The sequence below is a fragment of the Micropruina sp. genome, from assembly GCF_047602085.1.
Taxonomy (GTDB): Bacteria; Actinomycetota; Actinomycetes; order Propionibacteriales; family Propionibacteriaceae; genus Micropruina.
In genome coordinates this window covers 509,661-526,952 of record NZ_JASGID010000007.1, presented here as the reverse complement: position 1 = coordinate 526,952, position 17,292 = coordinate 509,661, and the positions used below count along the sequence as shown (strand labels likewise).

12 protein-coding genes and 2 pseudogenes are annotated in these 17,292 nt (G+C 68.2%); 5 read left to right on the top strand and 9 right to left on the bottom strand.

Features of this window, described 5'->3' with window-relative positions; translation table 11 throughout:
• Positions 1 to 56 precede the first annotated feature (56 nt).
• Positions 57 to 1,136, top strand: a complete 1,080-nt coding sequence (gene serC / locus QM721_RS14905; protein WP_415123372.1) for a 3-phosphoserine/phosphohydroxythreonine transaminase — start codon at positions 57 to 59, stop codon at positions 1,134 to 1,136.
• Positions 1,137 to 1,150: 14 nt separating this feature from the next.
• Positions 1,151 to 2,320 (top strand): phosphoglycerate dehydrogenase, encoded by a 1,170-nt coding sequence (locus QM721_RS14900; RefSeq protein ID WP_415123370.1) that lies wholly within the window; start codon positions 1,151 to 1,153, stop codon positions 2,318 to 2,320.
• A gap of 209 nt (positions 2,321 to 2,529) precedes the next feature.
• Here the strand turns inward: QM721_RS14900 and gatB are convergent, their stop codons facing one another.
• The 3 genes from gatB to gatC are packed head-to-tail and all read right to left on the bottom strand — an operon-like array spanning position 2,530 to position 5,833.
• A complete protein-coding gene (gene gatB / locus QM721_RS14895; RefSeq protein WP_415123368.1) occupies positions 2,530 to 4,017 on the bottom strand; it encodes an Asp-tRNA(Asn)/Glu-tRNA(Gln) amidotransferase subunit GatB in 1,488 nt (495 codons plus the stop codon).
• A complete protein-coding gene (gene gatA, locus QM721_RS14890) occupies positions 4,014 to 5,540 on the bottom strand; it encodes an Asp-tRNA(Asn)/Glu-tRNA(Gln) amidotransferase subunit GatA (protein WP_415123366.1) in 1,527 nt (508 codons plus the stop codon). Before gatA ends, gatB begins: the two co-directional genes overlap by 4 nt.
• Positions 5,537 to 5,833: an Asp-tRNA(Asn)/Glu-tRNA(Gln) amidotransferase subunit GatC gene (gatC, locus tag QM721_RS14885; protein ID WP_415123364.1), complete on the bottom strand. Its 297-nt coding sequence runs from the start codon at positions 5,831 to 5,833 to the stop codon at positions 5,537 to 5,539. Before gatC ends, gatA begins: the two co-directional genes overlap by 4 nt.
• 109 nt (positions 5,834 to 5,942) lie before the next feature.
• On the opposite strand from gatC, the gene QM721_RS14880 reads away from it, so the two are divergent.
• Positions 5,943 to 6,563, top strand: a complete 621-nt coding sequence (locus QM721_RS14880) for an amino acid-binding protein (protein ID WP_415123362.1) — start codon at positions 5,943 to 5,945, stop codon at positions 6,561 to 6,563.
• Between the two features lie 302 nt (positions 6,564 to 6,865).
• Here QM721_RS14880 and QM721_RS14875 read toward each other — a convergent pair whose 3' ends face one another.
• The 5 genes and pseudogenes from QM721_RS14875 to mnmA all read right to left on the bottom strand — a co-directional run bounded on the left by QM721_RS14875 (position 6,866) and on the right by mnmA (position 12,519).
• Positions 6,866 to 7,075: a hypothetical protein gene (locus QM721_RS14875; RefSeq protein WP_415123360.1), complete on the bottom strand. Its 210-nt coding sequence runs from the start codon at positions 7,073 to 7,075 to the stop codon at positions 6,866 to 6,868.
• A gap of 214 nt (positions 7,076 to 7,289) precedes the next feature.
• Positions 7,290 to 9,388: pseudogene (gene ligA / locus QM721_RS14870) on the bottom strand (NAD-dependent DNA ligase LigA).
• A gap of 317 nt (positions 9,389 to 9,705) precedes the next feature.
• The gene (locus tag QM721_RS14865; protein WP_415123358.1) at positions 9,706 to 10,158 is read right to left on the bottom strand and encodes a hypothetical protein; all 453 of its coding nucleotides are present in this window, start codon (positions 10,156 to 10,158) and stop codon (positions 9,706 to 9,708) included.
• A gap of 234 nt (positions 10,159 to 10,392) precedes the next feature.
• Positions 10,393 to 11,376 (bottom strand): methionine synthase, encoded by a 984-nt coding sequence (locus tag QM721_RS14860; protein ID WP_415123356.1) that lies wholly within the window; start codon positions 11,374 to 11,376, stop codon positions 10,393 to 10,395.
• Positions 11,376 to 12,519, bottom strand: a pseudogene (mnmA, locus tag QM721_RS14855) (tRNA 2-thiouridine(34) synthase MnmA). Before mnmA ends, QM721_RS14860 begins: the two are co-directional and overlap by 1 nt.
• Positions 12,520 to 12,778: 259 nt before the next feature.
• Here mnmA and QM721_RS14850 point away from each other — a divergent pair.
• On the top strand, positions 12,779 to 13,699 hold the full coding sequence (locus QM721_RS14850) for an IS982 family transposase (protein ID WP_415123354.1): 921 nt from the start codon (positions 12,779 to 12,781) through the stop codon (positions 13,697 to 13,699).
• A 21-nt stretch (positions 13,700 to 13,720) separates the two neighbouring features.
• Here the strand turns inward: QM721_RS14850 and QM721_RS14845 are convergent, their stop codons facing one another.
• The gene (locus QM721_RS14845) at positions 13,721 to 14,848 is read right to left on the bottom strand and encodes a cysteine desulfurase family protein (RefSeq protein WP_415123352.1); all 1,128 of its coding nucleotides are present in this window, start codon (positions 14,846 to 14,848) and stop codon (positions 13,721 to 13,723) included.
• A gap of 179 nt (positions 14,849 to 15,027) precedes the next feature.
• Here QM721_RS14845 and glgX point away from each other — a divergent pair, with 179 nt between their 5' ends.
• Complete coding sequence (gene glgX / locus QM721_RS14840; protein ID WP_415123350.1) at positions 15,028 to 17,238, top strand: glycogen debranching protein GlgX; 2,211 nt, start codon at positions 15,028 to 15,030, stop codon at positions 17,236 to 17,238.
• Positions 17,239 to 17,292: the final 54 nt, after the last annotated feature.

The following is a 17,292-nucleotide window of genomic DNA, read 5'->3' as shown; positions in this document are numbered from 1 at the left end:
TGACCGAAAACGGCGGACTGGCGAAGCCGGGCGCGCAACGCTGAAAGAATCGACTCATGCGCGTCTACAACTTCTCTGCCGGCCCCGCCATGCTTCCCGAGCCCGTTCTGCAGCGGGCTAAGGACGAGCTGCTCGACTGGGACGGCTCCGGGATGTCGGTGATGGAGGTGTCGCACCGCAGCAAGGAGTTCATTGCCTGCGCCGAGCACGCCGAAGCCACCCTGCGCGCCGTCATGGGCATTCCGGACAACTACAAGGTGCTGTTCCTGCAGGGCGGTGCGTTCGGGCAGTTCGCTGCCGTCCCCTTCAACCTCGCTGCGGACGGCGCAGCCGCCGACTACGTGAACACCGGCGACTGGTCGGCCAAGGCGATCGCCGAGGCCAACAAGTACGTCACCGCCCGGGTGATCGCCGACGAGAAGCCGGACAACTACATCCGCGTGCCCGCCGAGGGCTCATTCCAGGTGAACGCGGACGCCGCCTACCTGCACTACACGCCGAACGAGACCATCCGCGGCGTCGAGTTCGGCTACGTCCCGGACGCCGGCGACGTCCCGCTGGTCGCCGACCTGAGCTCGACGATCCTGTCCCGTCCGATCGACGTGTCGAAGTTCGGGCTGATCTACGCCGGCGCCCAGAAGAACATGGGGCCGTCGGGGATGTGCGTGGTGATCGTCCGCGACGACCTGCTGGAGCGCGCCCGGCCCAGCACCCCGGCGGTGTGGAACTACGCCAAGATGGCCGCCAACGGCTCGATGCTGAACACCCCGCCGACCTTCGGCTGGTACCTGCTCGGCCTGGTCTACGAGTGGGTGCAGGCTCAGGGCGGACTGCCCGCAATGGCGCAGCGCAATCAGGCGAAGGCCGACGCGCTGTACGGCTTCATCGACTCCTCGGACTTCTACTCCAACCCGGTGCAGCCCGACAGCCGGTCGTGGATGAACGTGCCGTTCCTGGTCGCCAAGCCCGAGCTGGAGAAGACCTTCGTCGCCCAGGCCGCTCAGGCCGGTCTCACCAACCTGGCCGGCCACCGAAGCGTCGGTGGTATGCGGGCTAGCATCTACAACGCCATGCCCCTGGAGGGTGTCCTGGCACTCGTCGACTTCATGAAGGAGTTCGAGCGCACCAACGGCTGACGCTCACCACAACCATGCCTTTTCGCATTCGTACCCTGAACGCCATCAGTCAGGTCGGCCTCTCGAGGCTGCCCGGCGACCGCTACATCGTCGGTCACGATGTCACCGCTCCGGACGCCCTGCTGGTGCGCTCGGCTAGCCTGCACAACCAGCCCATCGAACCGTCGGTGCTGGCGGTGGCCCGGGCCGGAGCCGGCACCAACAACATTCCGATCGCCGAGTTCAGCAAGCTCGGCGTGCCGGTGTTCAACACGCCGGGCGCCAACGCCAACGCGGTGAAGGAGCTGGTGGTGGCCGGGTTGTTCCTGGCCGCCCGCAACATCGTGGACGCCGCCGCGTTCGCCCACCGGCTTGAGGGCGACCACGCCACGATGGACAAGATGGTCGAGGCCGGCAAGAAGAACTACGTCGGCTTCGAACTGCCTGGCCGCACCCTGGGCGTGATCGGCCTGGGTGCGATCGGCGTCGAGGTGGCCAACGTGGCGTTGTCGCTGGGCATGAACGTGCTCGGCTACGACCCGGGCATCACCGTTCAGCACGCCTGGGCACTGTCGTCGCAGGTCGAGCACGTCACCGACCTGAACGAGCTACTGAAGCGCTCCGATATCGTCACGCTGCACGTGCCGCTGGTTGCGGGCACCAAGGGCCTGATCGGCGCCGAGCAGTTCGCCGCGATGAAGTCGTCGGCGGTGCTGCTCAATTTCGCCCGAGGCCCGATCGTCGACGAGCCCAGCCTGCTGCACGCGCTGGAGAGCAACCAGATTCGCGGCTACGTCTGCGACTTCCCCACTCCGACGCTGAACAAGCGGCCCCGGGTCGTCACGTTGCCGCACCTGGGCGCCTCGACCAACGAGGCCGAAGAGAACTGCGCCCGGATGGCCGCCGACGAACTGCGCTGGTACCTCGAGGACGGCACCATTCAGAACTCGGTAAACTTTCCAGACGCCCGGCTGCCGCGCGGTGCGACGACCCGCCGGCTGGCGATCAGCAACAGCAACGTGCCGAACATGGTGGGCCAGATCTCGACCATGCTGGCCGGGGCCGGGCTGAACATCTCCGACCTGCTGAACAAATCGCGCGGTGAGCTGGCCTACACGCTGGTGGACGTCGAGGGTGTGGTGCCGACCGACCTGCTGGACAGCATCAAGGCGATCGACGGGGTGCTGAACGCGCGGCTGATCTGAGCCACGCAGGCACCGGGACTACCCGGGGAAGTACTGATCGACGCAACCAGCGCTGGTTGAGCTTCTCGAAACGAGACCAACCAACCAGCACAATCGGAGAGGCGAACTCACCAGACCGCCAGCGCGGGCAGCAGGCCGGTCACATCGGCCAGGACGTCGGTGACGTCGCCGTCGCGTCCCGGCAGGTGACCAGCCCAACCATCGAAGCGTCAGGTCAGCCGATCCAGGATGAGTTCGCGTACCCGGGCGGCATCGGCCTGGCCGCGCATCGCCTTCATCACCTGCCCGATCAGCGCACCGGCGGCCTGCACCTTGCCGTCCCTGATCCGCTGGGCGACCTCAGGGTTCGCAGCGATCGCGGCATCGACCGCCTGAGTGAGTGCGCCGTCGTCCGAGACCACCGCGAGCCCGCGGGCTTCGACTACCTCGCCTGGCGCGCCCTCGCCTGCCAGCACGCCGTCGATCACCTGCCGGGCCAGCTTGTCGTTGATCGTGCCGGCGTCGATCAGGCCTTGGAGTTCGACCACCTGAGCAGGGGTGATGCCGACCTCGTCGAGTTCGACCCCGGCGGCATTGGCTCGCCGGGCCAGCTCACCCGACCACCACTTGCGCGCCGCCGCCGGGGCTGCGCCTGCCGCCACGGTCTCGGCGATCAGGTCGAGGGACCCTGTGCCCAGCACGTCGCGCAGTTCGAGTTCGGTGAAGCCCCACGCGGCCACCAGCCGGCGTCGACGCTGCTCGGGCGGTTCGGGCAGGGTGACCCGCAACTGCTCCACCCACTCGGGCGACGGCGCGATCGGCACCAGGTCGGGCTCGGGAAAGTAGCGGTAGTCCTCCGCCTGCTCCTTCGACCGCCCCGGCGAGGTGCTGCCGGCGTCCTCGTGCCAGTGCCGCGTCTCTTGCAGCACGCGGCCGCCCGAAGCGAGCACCGCGCCCTGCCGCTGAATCTCATAGGTCAGCGCCCGCTCGACCGAGCGCAGCGAGTTGACGTTCTTGGTCTCGGTGCGGGTGCCGAGCACGTCCGCCCCCCGGGGGGCCAGTGACACGTTGGCGTCACAGCGCAGCGAACCCTGTTCCATGCGCACATCCGAGACGCCCAGGGCGCGCAGCAACTCGCGCAACTGGGTGAGGTAGGCCCGTGCCACCTGGGGAGCAGCCGCCCCCGTGCCTAGCACCGGCTTGGTCACGATCTCCATCAGCGGCACGCCGGCCCGGTTGTAGTCGAGCAGCGAGTAGTCCGCGCCTTGAATCCGGCCGGTGGCACCGCCCACGTGGGTGAGCTTGCCGGCGTCCTCCTCCATGTGCACCCGTTCGATCTCGACCCGGTAGCCGACCCCGTCGACGTCGACGTCAAGATGGCCGTCGAAGCAGATCGGCTCGTCGTACTGCGAGGTCTGAAAATTCTTCGGCATGTCGGGGTAGAAGTAGTTCTTGCGGGCGAACCGGCACCACGGCGCGATCGAGCAGTTCAGCGCCAGGCCGATGCGGATCACCGACTCGACGGCCTTGGCGTTCAGCACCGGCAGCGAACCGGGCAGGCCGAGGCACACCGGGCAGGTCTGGGTGTTGGGGGCGGCGCCGAACGCGGTGGAACAGCCACAGAACATCTTCGAGGCCGTGTTCAGCTCGACGTGCACCTCAAGGCCGAGCGCCGGCTCATAGCCGGCCAGCACCTCGTCGTAGGGCAGCAGACTCATCGGGCTCCCCCGTTCTGTGCGGCACCGTGCTCACGGGCCCACAACTGGTCGGTGAGCACGCCGCCAAACTGGCCGGCCAGCGCGTGCTCGAGCGCCGCGCCCACCCGGTACACCCGGTCGTCGGCCAGCACCGGTGCCATCACTTGAAAGCCGACCGGCAACCCGTCCTCGGGGGACAGCCCGCACGGGAACGAGCCGGCTGCGTTGCCCGCCATATTGGACGGGATGGTGCACAGGTCGGCGGCATACATGGCCAGCGGGTCGTCGGTGCGCTCACCGATGCGAAACGCGGTGCTGGGGGTGGATGGCGACACCAGCACGTCGACGGTTGAGAAGGCGCGCTCGAAGTCGCGGGCGATCAGCGTGCGAGCCTTCTGCGCCGAGCCGTAGTAGGCGTCGTAATAGCCCGACGACAGCGCATAGGTGCCGATGATGATGCGCCGCTTCACCTCAGCGCCGAAGCCGGCGTCGCGGGTCAGCGCCATCACCTGCTCGGCGCCGGCCGTGCCGTCGTCGCCGACCCGTAGGCCGTAACGCATGGCGTCGAACCGGGCCAGGTTCGAGCTCACCTCACTGGGCATGATCAAGTAGTAGGCGCCCAGCGCGTAGCGGAAGTTGGGGCACGACACCTCCACGATCTCGGCGCCCGCCTCGGCCAGCGCGGCGAGGGCTGCGCCGAACCGCTGCTCGACTCCCGGCGCGTACCCCTCACCGGACAGTTCCTTCACCACGCCCAGCTTCATGCCCGACACGTCCGCGGCCCGGGCGGCCGCGACGACGTCCGGCACGGGGGCGTCGATCGAGGTCGAATCCCTCGGGTCCCAGCCGGCGATCACCGCGTGCAGCAGTGCGGTGTCGAGCACCGTGCGTCCGCACGGCCCGGGCTGGTCGAGGCTCGAGGCCATCGCGATCACGCCGTAGCGGGACGTGCCACCGTAGGTGGGTTTCACCCCGACCGTTCCGGTGACCGCGGCCGGCTGCCGAATCGAGCCCCCGGTGTCGGTGCCCAGTGCCAGCGGTGCCTCGAACGCGGCCAGGGCAGCCGCCGACCCGCCCCCCGAGCCACCGGGGATGCGCTCCAGATCCCACGGGTTGTGAGTGGCGAAGTAACCGGAGTTCTCGGTCGAGGAGCCCATCGCGAACTCGTCGAGGTTGGTCTTGCCCAGCACCACCAGACCGGCGTCGAGCACCCGCTGGGTCACGGTGGCGTTATAGGGCGGATGCCAGCCCTCGAGAATCCGCGAGCCGGCAGTGGTCGGTGCTCCGGTGAGGCAGAACACGTCCTTGACCGCCAGCGGCACACCGGCCAGCGGGCCCAACGCTTCGCCCGCGGCTCGCCGCGCGTCCACTGCGTCGGCAGCGGCCAGGGCACGCTCACCGTCGACGTGCAGAAAGGCCCGGACATCGCCGTCCACCGCTTCGATGCGGTCGAGATGGGCCTGGGTGATCTCACGCGAACTCGCCTGACCGGACCCGATCAGCCCGGCCAGCTCGGCCGCCGTGCTGCGCTGCAGTTCGCTCACTGCCCCTCCCCCAGAATGCGGGGCACCCGAAACCGGTCGTCCTCGACCGCTGGCGCGGTGGCGAGTACCGCCTCGACCGGCAGGGACGGCCGAACTTCGTCGGCCCGGAACACGTTGGTGAGCGGCAGGGCGTGCGACATGGGTGGCACATCGTCGCCGGCCACCTCGGTGACCTGCGCGACCGCCTCGAGGATCACGTCGAGTTGCGGTGCCAGTTTCGCTGATTCCTCGGGCGACAAAGCAATTCTCGCCAGGGCCGCCAGTCGTGCCACATCGCTAGTGGTCAGGGCCACCGGTGCACCTCGCTCTCGTTCGACCGCCCATCTTAAGCCGTCGCCACGACTCGCCCGGACGCCGGGTGCAATGCGAGCACCTGTAACAAATGTGCGACAGACTGAAGCGGTGTTTCTGTTGCGCGTAGCACTGCCCGACCGGCCCGGATCGCTGGGCGCCGTGGCGAGCGCTCTGGGCACGGCCGGTGCTGACATTCAGGCCGTCGAGATCGTGGAGAAGTACGAAGGCTTCGCCGTCGACGACTTCATGGTCGAGGTGCCGCTCGGCACCCTTCCGGACGCGTTGATCACGTCATGCACGAGCATCGAGGGGGTCGAGGTGCTGTGGTTCTCGCACTACCCCGAGGGCTGGGGCTTGCAGGCCGACATGGCGGTGCTCGACGACATGACCGCCAACCCCGAACGTGCCGAAGAGATTCTCACCGAATCGGCCCCGGCGGTCTTTCGGGTGAACTGGGCCGCGCAGGTCGCACAGTCGGACGGCCGCATTCTGGCCCGCACCGGCATGGCGCCCGCTGTCGACGCCCTTCCGTTGGACGCGCTGGGTCGGCTCGACCAGGCCCGGATCGCCGAGTTGCCCGACGAATGGCTGCCCGGCTGGCCCGAACTGCTGATCGCCACCGCACCGCTCAAACAGGGCAGGGCGTTGGTGCTTGCCCGCAAGGGCGGCCCGCCGTTCATCAAGTCGGAACTGGCCCGACTGCGGCATCTGGCGGCGCTGGCGAACTGAGCCTCGCTGCCGCTTCGGAAACGCCGAATTTTGCTGGTCGAGCCTGTCGAGACCTCGTCATATTCCGCTCTGCCAACAGATTTCGACACGCTCAACCAGCCCCCATCAAACGCTGGTCGAGCTTGTCGAGACCCCCACACGCACCGCCGTCACAACAGGTTTCGACACGCTCAACCAGCCCCCATCAAACGCTGGTCGAGCCTGTCGAGACCCCACACCCACCGCCGTCACAACAGATTTCGACACGCTCAACCAGCGGTTGGCGCGTTGGTGGGCGTCTCCCTGACTCGAGCGGCGAAGGCTCAGCTAGCCCCGCTCATCATGGTGAAGATGTACCAGCCGTACAGAAACAGCACCGCGGCGACGGCGAAGAAGCCGAGCCCGACAAACCAGCGCATGCGCTTCTTCTGCCGGGTGGACGGCACATTCACCGGCCCCCATTCGCCCAGCTTGGGCCACACCCGCGGCGGCGCGCCCGCGTTCAGGTTCAGCTTGCTGTTCAGGCCCTCCACGTGGGCCAGTCTAACCAGCCGGGTTCCAGCCTCGATCGGCTGGCCCGTTACCGCGGCCGAGGCCGGCCGTCGGTCTGACGCTGAACTCGGCGTCGCTGAACCCCTCGACCAGCAACCTCGGCACTTCGAGTCGACCTTCGGCAAGCCCGGGGAACAGTGCCCTGCCACACTCCGGCCGCCATCGAAGGCCGGCGATACCGGGCGTGCGACGTGTTCACGAGTCTCGGGCCATCGCCAAGGCCGCCTCGGGCCCTTGCCTGAGCAGAGCCTCGAACCCGTCCGCGTCGAGAATCGGACGCTTCAGCGCGACCGCCTTGTCGTACTTGCTGCCGGCGTTCTCGCCGACGACCACGAAGTCAGTCTTGCCCGACACCGACGCGGCGGAGCGCCCACCCCGCGACGTGATCGCCTCGGCGGCACTGTCGCGGGTGTAGCCGGGGATGGACCCGGTCACCACCACGGACAGCCCGGCAAGGGTCTGCGGCTGTTCGTCGCTGCTCTCGGCCTGCTCGTCGTAGAGTTCGCAGCCCGCCTCCTGCCATTTGCGGACGATCTCGGTGTGCCACTCGACCGTGAACCAGTCACGGATCGCCGCCACCAGAGTGGGACCGATTCCCTCGACGGCCGCCAACTCATCCTCGGACGCCGTCCGCAGCGCCTCGATGCTCGGGGAAGGCCGGCCGCCACATCAGGTGCCACTCCCTTGCCGATGTGCCGAATTGACAGCGCCACCAGGAACCGCGCGAACGGCCGACTCTTGGCGTCGGCGAGGTTGGCCAGCAGCTTCTCACCGTTCGCGGAGAGGTACCGGCCCTGCGGATCCTCACCCTTGCTCGGGCCACGGGTGAACATCGGTACCGTCACGAGCTTCTCGGCGTCCAGGGTGAACAGGTCGCCCTCGTCGATGAGCAGCCCAGCGGACAGCAGCGCATCGGCGGCCTGCCAACCCAGCACCTCGATGTCGAGGCCCTGCCTGGAGGCCAGGTGGAACAGCCGCTCACGCAGCTGCGCCGGGCAGGAACGCGTGTTGGGGCAGCGCAGGTCGGCGTCCCCCTCCTTCTCAGGGGCGAGTTCGCTGCCGCACGCGGGGCAGTGCGTCGGCATCACCCACTCGGTCTCGGTGCCGTCGCGTAGGGCGACCACAGGCCCGACCACTTCGGGGATCACGTCGCCGGCCTTGCGCAGCACCACGCTGTCGCCGATCAGGACGCCCTTGCGCTTCACCTCGGACGCGTTGTGCAGGGTCGCCTGCTCGACGGTGGAGCCTGACACGAACACCGGCTCCATCACCGCATACGGGGTGACCCGGCCGGTGCGTCCGGTGTTCACCCTGATCTCCAGCAGCTTGGTGGTGACCTCTTCGGGCGGGTACTTGTAGGCGATCGCCCAGCGCGGGGCTCGCGAGGTGCTGCCCAACTCGTCCTGCTGGGCGCGGTCGTCGACCTTGATCACCACGCCGTCGATCTCGTGTTCGACACCGTGGCGGTTCTCGCCGTAGTGCTCGATGTAGGCCCAGGCGTCCGCGATCGTCGGCACCACCCGGTAGTGGCTCGAGGTCGGCAGACCCCACGCCGCCAGCAGTTCGTAGCCGTGTGACTGGCTGTCAATGGTCAGGCCGGCGACCTCGCCGAGCCCGTGACAGAGAAACTGAAGATTGCGGGACGCCGTCACCCGGGCGTCCTTCTGCCGCAGCGAGCCGGCTGCCGAGTTGCGCGGGTTGGCGAACGGCGCCTTGCCGGCCGCCACCAGCCCGTCGTTGAGCCGTGCGAAGTCGTCGGGTCGCATGAACACCTCGCCGCGCACCTCGACCACCTCGGGCACATTGCCGGACAGCTGGGCCGGGATGGACGCGATGGTGCGCACGTTGGCGGTGACGTCCTCACCGACCCGGCCGTCGCCGCGGGTGGCAGCCGAAACCAACCGTCCGCCCCGGTAGACCAGGTCGAGCGCGAGCCCGTCGATCTTCAACTCGCACAGCCACGCGGTGACCGTCAGTTCTTTGGTTGCTCGGGCGGCCCACTTCTCGAACTCCTCGTGCGAGAACACGTTGTCGAGGCTCATCAGCGGCCGCAGGTGGGTGACCGGTGCGAACGTCGCGGAGGGCGCCCCGCCCACCTTCTGGGTCGGCGAGTCCGGCGTCCGCAGCTCGGGGTGCGCGTCCTCGATCGCCTCGAGCTCACGCATCAGGACGTCGAAGTCGCCGTCGCTGACCGTCGGTGCGTCGGTGATGTAGTACCGGAAGCGGTGCTCTTCGATCTCTTGAGCCAACGCGGCATGCCGGGCACGGATGTCGTCTGCGATCACGGTGGAAATCTATCCCCCGGGCCCGACAGTTCCGATCGGCTACCGAAGCGGTGATTTTTCGCCGGTCGAGCTTGTCGAGACCTCAAACTGAGTGCCCTGACTAGGGGTTTCGACACGATCAACCAAGCGGTAGGCGCATTGATCAGCACTCCCCTACGTCGCGGGCCGCGATTGAGTGGACGACCAACTCTCGGACGATCGCGGTTGCCGGCTGGAGAAGACGCTGCGTATGCACGTTGAGCGTGCTCAGCTGCTGCGAGCGCGCACCTACTCGTCCGACTGGGAGGTGTGACGTTCCTGTCCGGGCTTCGCCGCCGGCCCGGCCCTCAGCGGAAGGCGCCGGCGACCATCACCACGATACCGATGCCGCCCATCACGAAGCCCAGGTACTGCAGCGGCACGAAGAACAGTGAATGCCGGTTGGTGAGGGCGGCTCGTACCTTCGCACTCTCTTGATTCAGTACGTACTCACCGACCGCCCACGGGTCGGCCAGCTGGCCGGGGCGCTGCGGGTCGGGCACGTTGTTGTAGGCACCGCCGCGCACCTGGGCGGCGACCTCCTCGCGGCGACGGGCATACCAGCCGTCGAACTCGGCCACCGGACGTTTCAGGTTGAGGTTGTTGCCGAGGAACCAGGTAGCCACACCACCGGCGATCAGCATCAAGCCGACGAAGATCGGAGTCAGGGCCCGGTTTCCCATCGACATCGCGGCGCCCAACCCCGCTGCCGCACCACCGATCAGGATCGCCAGAATGCCCCAACCACGCCAGATGATCATGCGTTCAACGATAATCGCTGCGCGGGTCCATCCCCACGTTCGCTCACGGCAGGCTGGCCTGTTGGTGGCGCTCCGGCTCACCCCCGGCTATCCGGATGGTCTGGGGCAGGTGCCCCGCACCTGCGAAGCGCTGACTTTTCGTTGGTCGAGCTTGTCGAGACCTTGGTCGAAGCAGTACTGGCAAGGGGTTTCGACATAGCTCAACCACCGGTGGCTGCCAGGATCAGCACTTCCTCACTGGCGCAGGGCTTCGTCCACCAGTCCGGACGCCCTGCGCAGCGCAGCCAGTGCGCCTGAGGCCTGCCGCGTGGTGAAGCCGGCCAATCCGCACGCCGGGGTCAGCACCAGCCGGTCGGCCAACACCGGGCCCAGCTCAAGCGGCTGCAACAGCCGCAGCACCCGTCGGACGAGGTCGTCCGGGCGCCAGTCGCGCACCGGTCCTGAGGTCGGCAGGCAGCCGAGATACAGCCGCAACCCGCCATCCACGGTCTGGGCGATGCCGTCGAGGTCGGCGGTCAGGTCCTGGTCGACCGACGCCGCACCGAAGCCGGACGCCCCAGCCAGATCGACCGGAAGGCTGGGCGCGCAGCAATGCAGCACGCTCGACGCGGTCGCCTCGGCGAGCGGGCGGAGTGCTTCGGCGATCTCGGGTGGATGCACCGACCGGTGCCGGAAGTACCCGCCCTCGGTGGGTACCGCGCCGTTGAGGACCGCAGGCAGGGACGGCTCGTCCACCTGCAGCAGAAGCGTCGCCGACGGCAGGCGCCGACCCAGCTGGGCCAGTAGCTCACCCACCCCGTCCGCAAGCGACTGAGCCAGGTCCCGACGTGCGGCACGATCACCCAACACTCGTCCGCCGAGCGGGAGGAACAGGGACGAAGCCAGCGTCCACGGGCCGACCACCTGCACCTTGACCGTGCCGGTGTAGTCGTGGGCGTCCTCTTCGAACCGGTCCAGGTCGTCGCGCAGCGTGGCTTGGGCGCGTCGCTGATCGATCCCCGGATGGTCGCTGAGCCGCCACTCCCCTGCCGCCAGCTCGGTCGGCAGTCCGGTCAGGACCGCGGTGCCGCGTCCGATCATGGACGCCCACGGGCCTCGAGCCGGAAGCTCCGGCAGGTGCGGGATGCCCCCGTCGGAACCGAGGACGTCCATCACCAGTCGGACGGCCGCCGGATAGTCGGTGCCGGGCAGGGAGCCGACACCGGTGAAGCCGACCATCAGCGCCCCGTCGATGAAGGCACGGTCGATGAATGCGGCGTCGGTGAGCGGGACGCCGACGAGCCCAGGGCCGGGGAGGTCGGGGCCGAGTCGCTGGAGGCGATGGTGGCCGAGCCGACGACGCGGTTGCCGTCGTAGCAGACCACGGCCTGACCAGGGGCGATGCCGTGCGCGGGGGTGTCCAGGGTGACGGTGATGCCGTCCGGACGGCCGTCGATGGTGGCTGGTAGCGGTTCACCGTGGGCCCGCACCTGGACCACTCCGCGCCACGGGCCGTAGGCCGGCTGCTCGGCCCAGCTCGGCCGGATGCCGTCGATCACGCCGACCGCCAGTGCCTCGTGCGGACCGACCACCACCCGGTTCCCGGCCGGCTCGATGCCGAGCACGTACCGGGGTCGGCCGTCCGCAGCCGGGACGCCCAGGCGCAATCCACGGCGCTGTCCGACGGTGAACTGGTGGCTGCCGGTGTGCGCGCCGACTACCTCGCCGGTGTTGTCCACGAACTCGCCCTCGGCGGTGCCCAGGTGCCGGTTCAGGAAACCGGCGGTGTCGCCGGAGGGAATGAAGCAGATGTCGTGGCTGTCCGGCTTCTTGGCGAGATACAGCCCACGGGCCGGCCGCCTCGGCCCGGACGTCGGCCTTGGCGGTGTCGTGGCCGAGCGGGAACAGGCAGCGGCTCAACTGGCGCTGATCGAGCACCCCGAGCACGTAGCTCTGGTCCTTGGCGGCCTCGGCGGAGCGCCACAGCTGGGTGCGGCCGTCCACCTCACGCAGCACTGCGTAGTGACCCGTGGCGATGGCGTCGAAACCGAGCGCGATCCCCCGCTCCAGCACGGCGGCGAATTTGATCTTCTCGTTGCAGCGCAGGCACGGGTTCGGCGTCCGTCCCGCGGCGTACTCGGCGAGGAAGTCGTCGACCACGTCGGCGGCGAACCGGTCGGAGAAGTCCCACACGTAGAACGGAATGCCCAGCACATCGGCGGCACGCCGGGCGTCATGGGAGTCTTCCAGCGAGCAGCAGCCGCGAGCCCCGGACCGATACGTCTGTGGGTTCTTCGACAGGGCGAGATGGACGCCGGTGACGTCGTGTCCGGCGTCGACCATTCGCGCGGCCGCCACCGCTGAGTCGACGCCGCCAGACATGGCTGCCAGAACACGCACCGGGTGATTCTACAAACACTGGATCAAGACTGCGCCGAGGCTAGGCCGCCGCACGGGCCCTGGCCACTGCTGGTCGAGCTCGTCGAGACCTCGGCCGTCACGCTGCGGCAAGGCGTCTCGACAAGCTCGACCAGCGCTTCCCTAGATGAGTAAGTCCAAGGTCGGTGTGGCGTCTGGGGGTTGAAGGGGAGGGTGTCGCAGAGTCGGTGTTGCTAACCCATGTCAAGCTCTGGAGGCTTTGATGGACACCGATCTGGACACCCTCGCGACTGCACTCTACGTGACTGCTGATGATCTGTTGAAGGCTCACCCCGAACAGGTTCCTGCCCGGCCGGAGGTCGGGTTCGTGGAGCGGATCAGTGATGCTGAGCTGATCGTGTTGGCGGTGATGCAGGCGTTCCTGGGTTACACCTCGGAGGCCCGCTGGTTGCGGTACGCCCACCGGCATCTGAGGCCGATGTTTCCGTATCTGCCGCGTCAGTCCGGCTACAACAAGCGGTTGCGGAAGCTGAACGGCACCATGGCGTGGCTCGCTGCCGAGCTGGCCCGACATGTGCCGGTCGCGAGTGATGATGTGTGGGTGGTGGACTCCACCCCGGTGGAGTGTGGCCGGTCTCGGGAGACCGCGAAACGCTCTGACTTGGCCGGATGGGCCGAGTACGGCTATTGCGCGTCCCATTCCCGTTACTTTTGGGGGCTCAGGTTGCATCTGGTGTGCACCCTGCACGGATTGCCGTTGGCGTGGGCGTTGACCGGCGCGAAAGCCAACGAACGTGACGTGGTGGAGCACCTGCTCGATTCCACTGCGGCGTTGCAGGACCGGCCCACCCGGCGACGCCAGATCATCATCGCGGACAAGGGTTACAGCGGCCGCGAGTTCGAAACCGGACTGACCGAGGTCGGGATTGATCTGCTCCGCCCGGCCCGTAAAGGAGAGAAGCCCCGACCCGGGCAGCGGTTCTTCAAACCACTGCGCCAAATCATCGAATCGGTCAACGACACGTTGAAAGGCCAACTCGACCTCGAAGCCCACGGCGGACGCACCCCAGCCGGTGTCGCCGCCCGGGTCGCGCAACGCATCCTCGCCCTCACGACCGCCATCTGGCACAACCACCAAGCAAACTCCCTAGCCAGAAGAAACCTGGTCGCCTACGACCACTAACACCCCCTGGGACTTGGTCATCTAGGCCGCGGCACGGGCCCTGGCCACCGCTTCGGGCAGCACATTCAGCAGCCGTTCGACCGCCGAGTCGTCGGTGCCGGGGCCGAACGAGAAGCGCAACGACGCCGACGCGTCCGCCTCACTGCGCCCCATGGCCAGCAGCACCTCACTGGGCTGATGGACGCCCGCGGTGCAGGCAGACCCCGTCGAGCAGTCCAGCCCGGCGGCGTCCAGCATCAGCAGCAGGTCATCAGCCCGGCACCCGGTGAAAGTGATGTTGACGATCGCCGGGCTGACCGGCGCGGTGCCGTTCACGACCACCCCGGCCACGCTCGCCGTAACGCCGCCGACCAGTCGCTGCCGCAACACCCCCAGCCGTGCCGCCTCGTCGGTCAGAACGGCCACCGAGGCCCGCGCTGCCGCCGCGAAGCCGACCGCGAGCGCCGTCATCGCCGTGCCGGAGCGCAGCTTGCGCTCCTGCCCCCCGCCGAACCCCGGTGCCGCCAGCGCCAGGTTGCGCTTGACCACCAAGGCCCCGATGCCCACCGGGCCGCCCAGTTTGTGCGCGGTCACGGTCAGCCCGTCGACGCCCAGAGCGGCGAAGTCCAGCGGCACGTGGCCGAAGGCCTGGACGGCGTCGGTGTGCAGCCACGCTCCTGCCTGCCGGGCCTTCGCGAGCGTGGCCTCCAGCGGCTGCACCACGCCGGTCTCGTTGTTCACCAGCATCACCGACACCAAAGCGGTCTGGCTGCCGATCCGTTCCAGGGCCGAGGGCAACAGCCGTCCGTCGGTGTCGACGTCAAGCACGTCCACCCGGCCGGGCAGCCGCTCCAGCACCCCGGTGACGGACGGGTGCTCGGTGCCGCCGATCGCCAAGCGCGGCCGATCCGTCCGCCCCGCCGCCGCACCCAGCAACGCCAGGTTGTTGGCCTCGGTGCCACCGGAGGTGAAGACCACTTCCGTGGGGTGTGCCCCCAGGCATTGCGCCAACGATTCCCGGCTCTCTTCGAGCAGGCGGCGCGCGGTGCGCCCCGCGGCGTGAAGCGACGAGGGGTTGCCGGGCAACCGCCAGACCTCGCCCATCGCGGCATATGCGACCTCGAGCAGGGGTGCCCCGGCCGCATGGTCGAGGTAGACCGGCTCGTTCACGGCGCTCCCGTCCTGTCGCATTTCGTTGCCCCCTGCGAACCACCCAGAATGTATCCACACCTGGTGAAATACTTGCTTCGGCGAAGACTTGCGGCACTATGTACCGGTACTCCCCGCCCCGCCGAGCAGCCAGTCGTCGGCGGCCAGGGCATCGACATCCGATCGATCGAAGGCAGCCTATGTCCGAGCCCGTGCCCAGCGCACCGGCCATCACTGTTCGTCTGGGCGCGCACCCTCGCGACAACGGCACCCAGTTCGCCCTCTGGGCGCCACGGGCCGAGCGAGTGGAGCTCTCCCTCATCGACGACGACAACAATCAGACCAACGTCGATCTCACCCTGAACCCAGACGAGGGTATCTGGACCGTGTTCGTCCCCGGCGTCGGAGCAGGCCAGCGTTACGGCTACCGGGTGCACGGTGCTTGGAAGCCCGAGGAGGGCCAGCGGTTCAACCCGGCAAAGCTGCTGCTCGACCCCTACGCGCGGGCCATCACGGGGTACGTCGACTACCGCGGCCCGATCAGCGACCACACCACCACCTCGAATTTCGAGAGCGACATCACCGACAGCTTCGGGGCCGTTCCGCTCAGCGTCGTAGTGGCACCCAGCCCGCCGCCCACTCCGTTGACCAGGCCGCTGCCACTGGCCGAGATGGTGATCTACGAGACGCACCTCAAGGGGTACACCCAACGTCACCCCGAGGTGCCCGAGGGGCTGCGCGGTACCTACGCGGGGTTTGCCGACGACGCGGTCATCCGGCACCTGGTCGACACCGGCATCAACGCCGTTGAGTTCCTGCCGGTGCACCACTTCGTCTCGGAGCCGTTCATCGTCGGCCGAGGCCTGGTGAACTACTGGGGCTACAACACGATGGGCTTCTTCGCTCCGCACGCCCCCTACGCCAGCGCCACCGCCGGCACTCTCGGCGGCCAGGTGACCGAGTTCAAGCACCTGGTCAGCAAGCTGCACGAAGCCGGTATCGCGGTGATTCTCGATGTGGTCTACAACCACACCGGCGAGGGCGGCCACGAAGGCCCGACCATGTCTTTTCGGGGCATCGACCACGGCGGCTACTACCGGCTGACCACCGACCACCGCAACGACTACGACGTCACCGGCTGCGGCAACGCCGTCGACACCAGCAACCCGCGAGTGCTGCAAATGGTGCTCGACTCGCTGCGCTACTGGGCAACCGACATGGGGGTCGACGGCTTCCGCTTCGACCTGTGCACCACGCTGATCCGCGACGCGGCCCAGCACGTCGACCAACACCACGAGTTCAAGCGCCAGGTCGCCGCCGACCCGCTCCTGGCCGGCAAGGTGATGATCTCGGAACCCTGGGATCTCGGCCCCTACGGCTACCAGGTCGGACGCTGGGGCAAGGGCTGGTCGGAATGGAACGACCATTTTCGCGGCTTCACCCGCGACTTCTGGCGCGGCGCCACCACCGGCGTTCAAGAGTTGGCGACCCGGCTGTCGGGGTCGTCCGACACCTTCGACCACGGCGGACGTCCGGCCACCAGCTCGATCAACTTCGTCACCGCGCACGACGGCTTCACCCTGCGCGACGTGGTGACCTACGACCTCAAGCACAATGACGCGAACTCCGAACGCAACCGCGACGGCACCGACGACAACCGGTCGTGGAACCACGGCTACGAGGGCGAGACCGACGACCCCGAGGTGAACGCCGCCCGGCAGCGTACGGCTCGCAACATGATGGCCACGCTGCTGTTGGCCGCGGGCGTGCCGATGATCACCGCGGGCGACGAGATGGGCCGCACCCAGAACGGCAACAACAACGCCTACTGCCAGGACTCGCCCACCTCGTGGATCGACTGGCACACCACCGACGAGTGGCCCGGCCAGGTGGCCCTGACCCGAACCCTGCTCAAGCTGCGGGCCGAACACCCGGTGCTGCGCAACCCGCGGTTTCGCGCCCATCGCGAGGTGGTGGACGATTCGGGCGTCGGCCTGGGCCGCACCGAGGTGGCCTGGTTCACCGAACACGGCACCGAGATGGCGATCGAGCACTGGCACGATTCCGGACGCCGCACGCTCGGTCAGTACGTCTCTGACGTTGACGACGCATTCCTGATCTTCGTGCATGCCGGGGATTCCCCGATCGTGCTCACCCTGCCCGGTCAGCCCTGGGCCGGACGGTGGACGATCGTGGCCCACACCGGGCTCGACAATGAATTGCCGCACCGGCCCATGGCGGTCGGCTCGATCGTGACCGTGCCGGCCAAGACCGTGGTGGTGCTGCGCGCCGCTGTGTTGGGCCACCTGCCGGAGGTGGTTGCTTCGCCGACCACCCCTGAGGATCCGGACGACTCCGGGCACGAGCCGATCGGCGAAGCTGTGCCCGACCCGGCCATTCAGAAACGCTGACCACCACGCCCATCGGCGGTTGAGCCTGTCGAAACCCCCCACCGCAGCACCTCC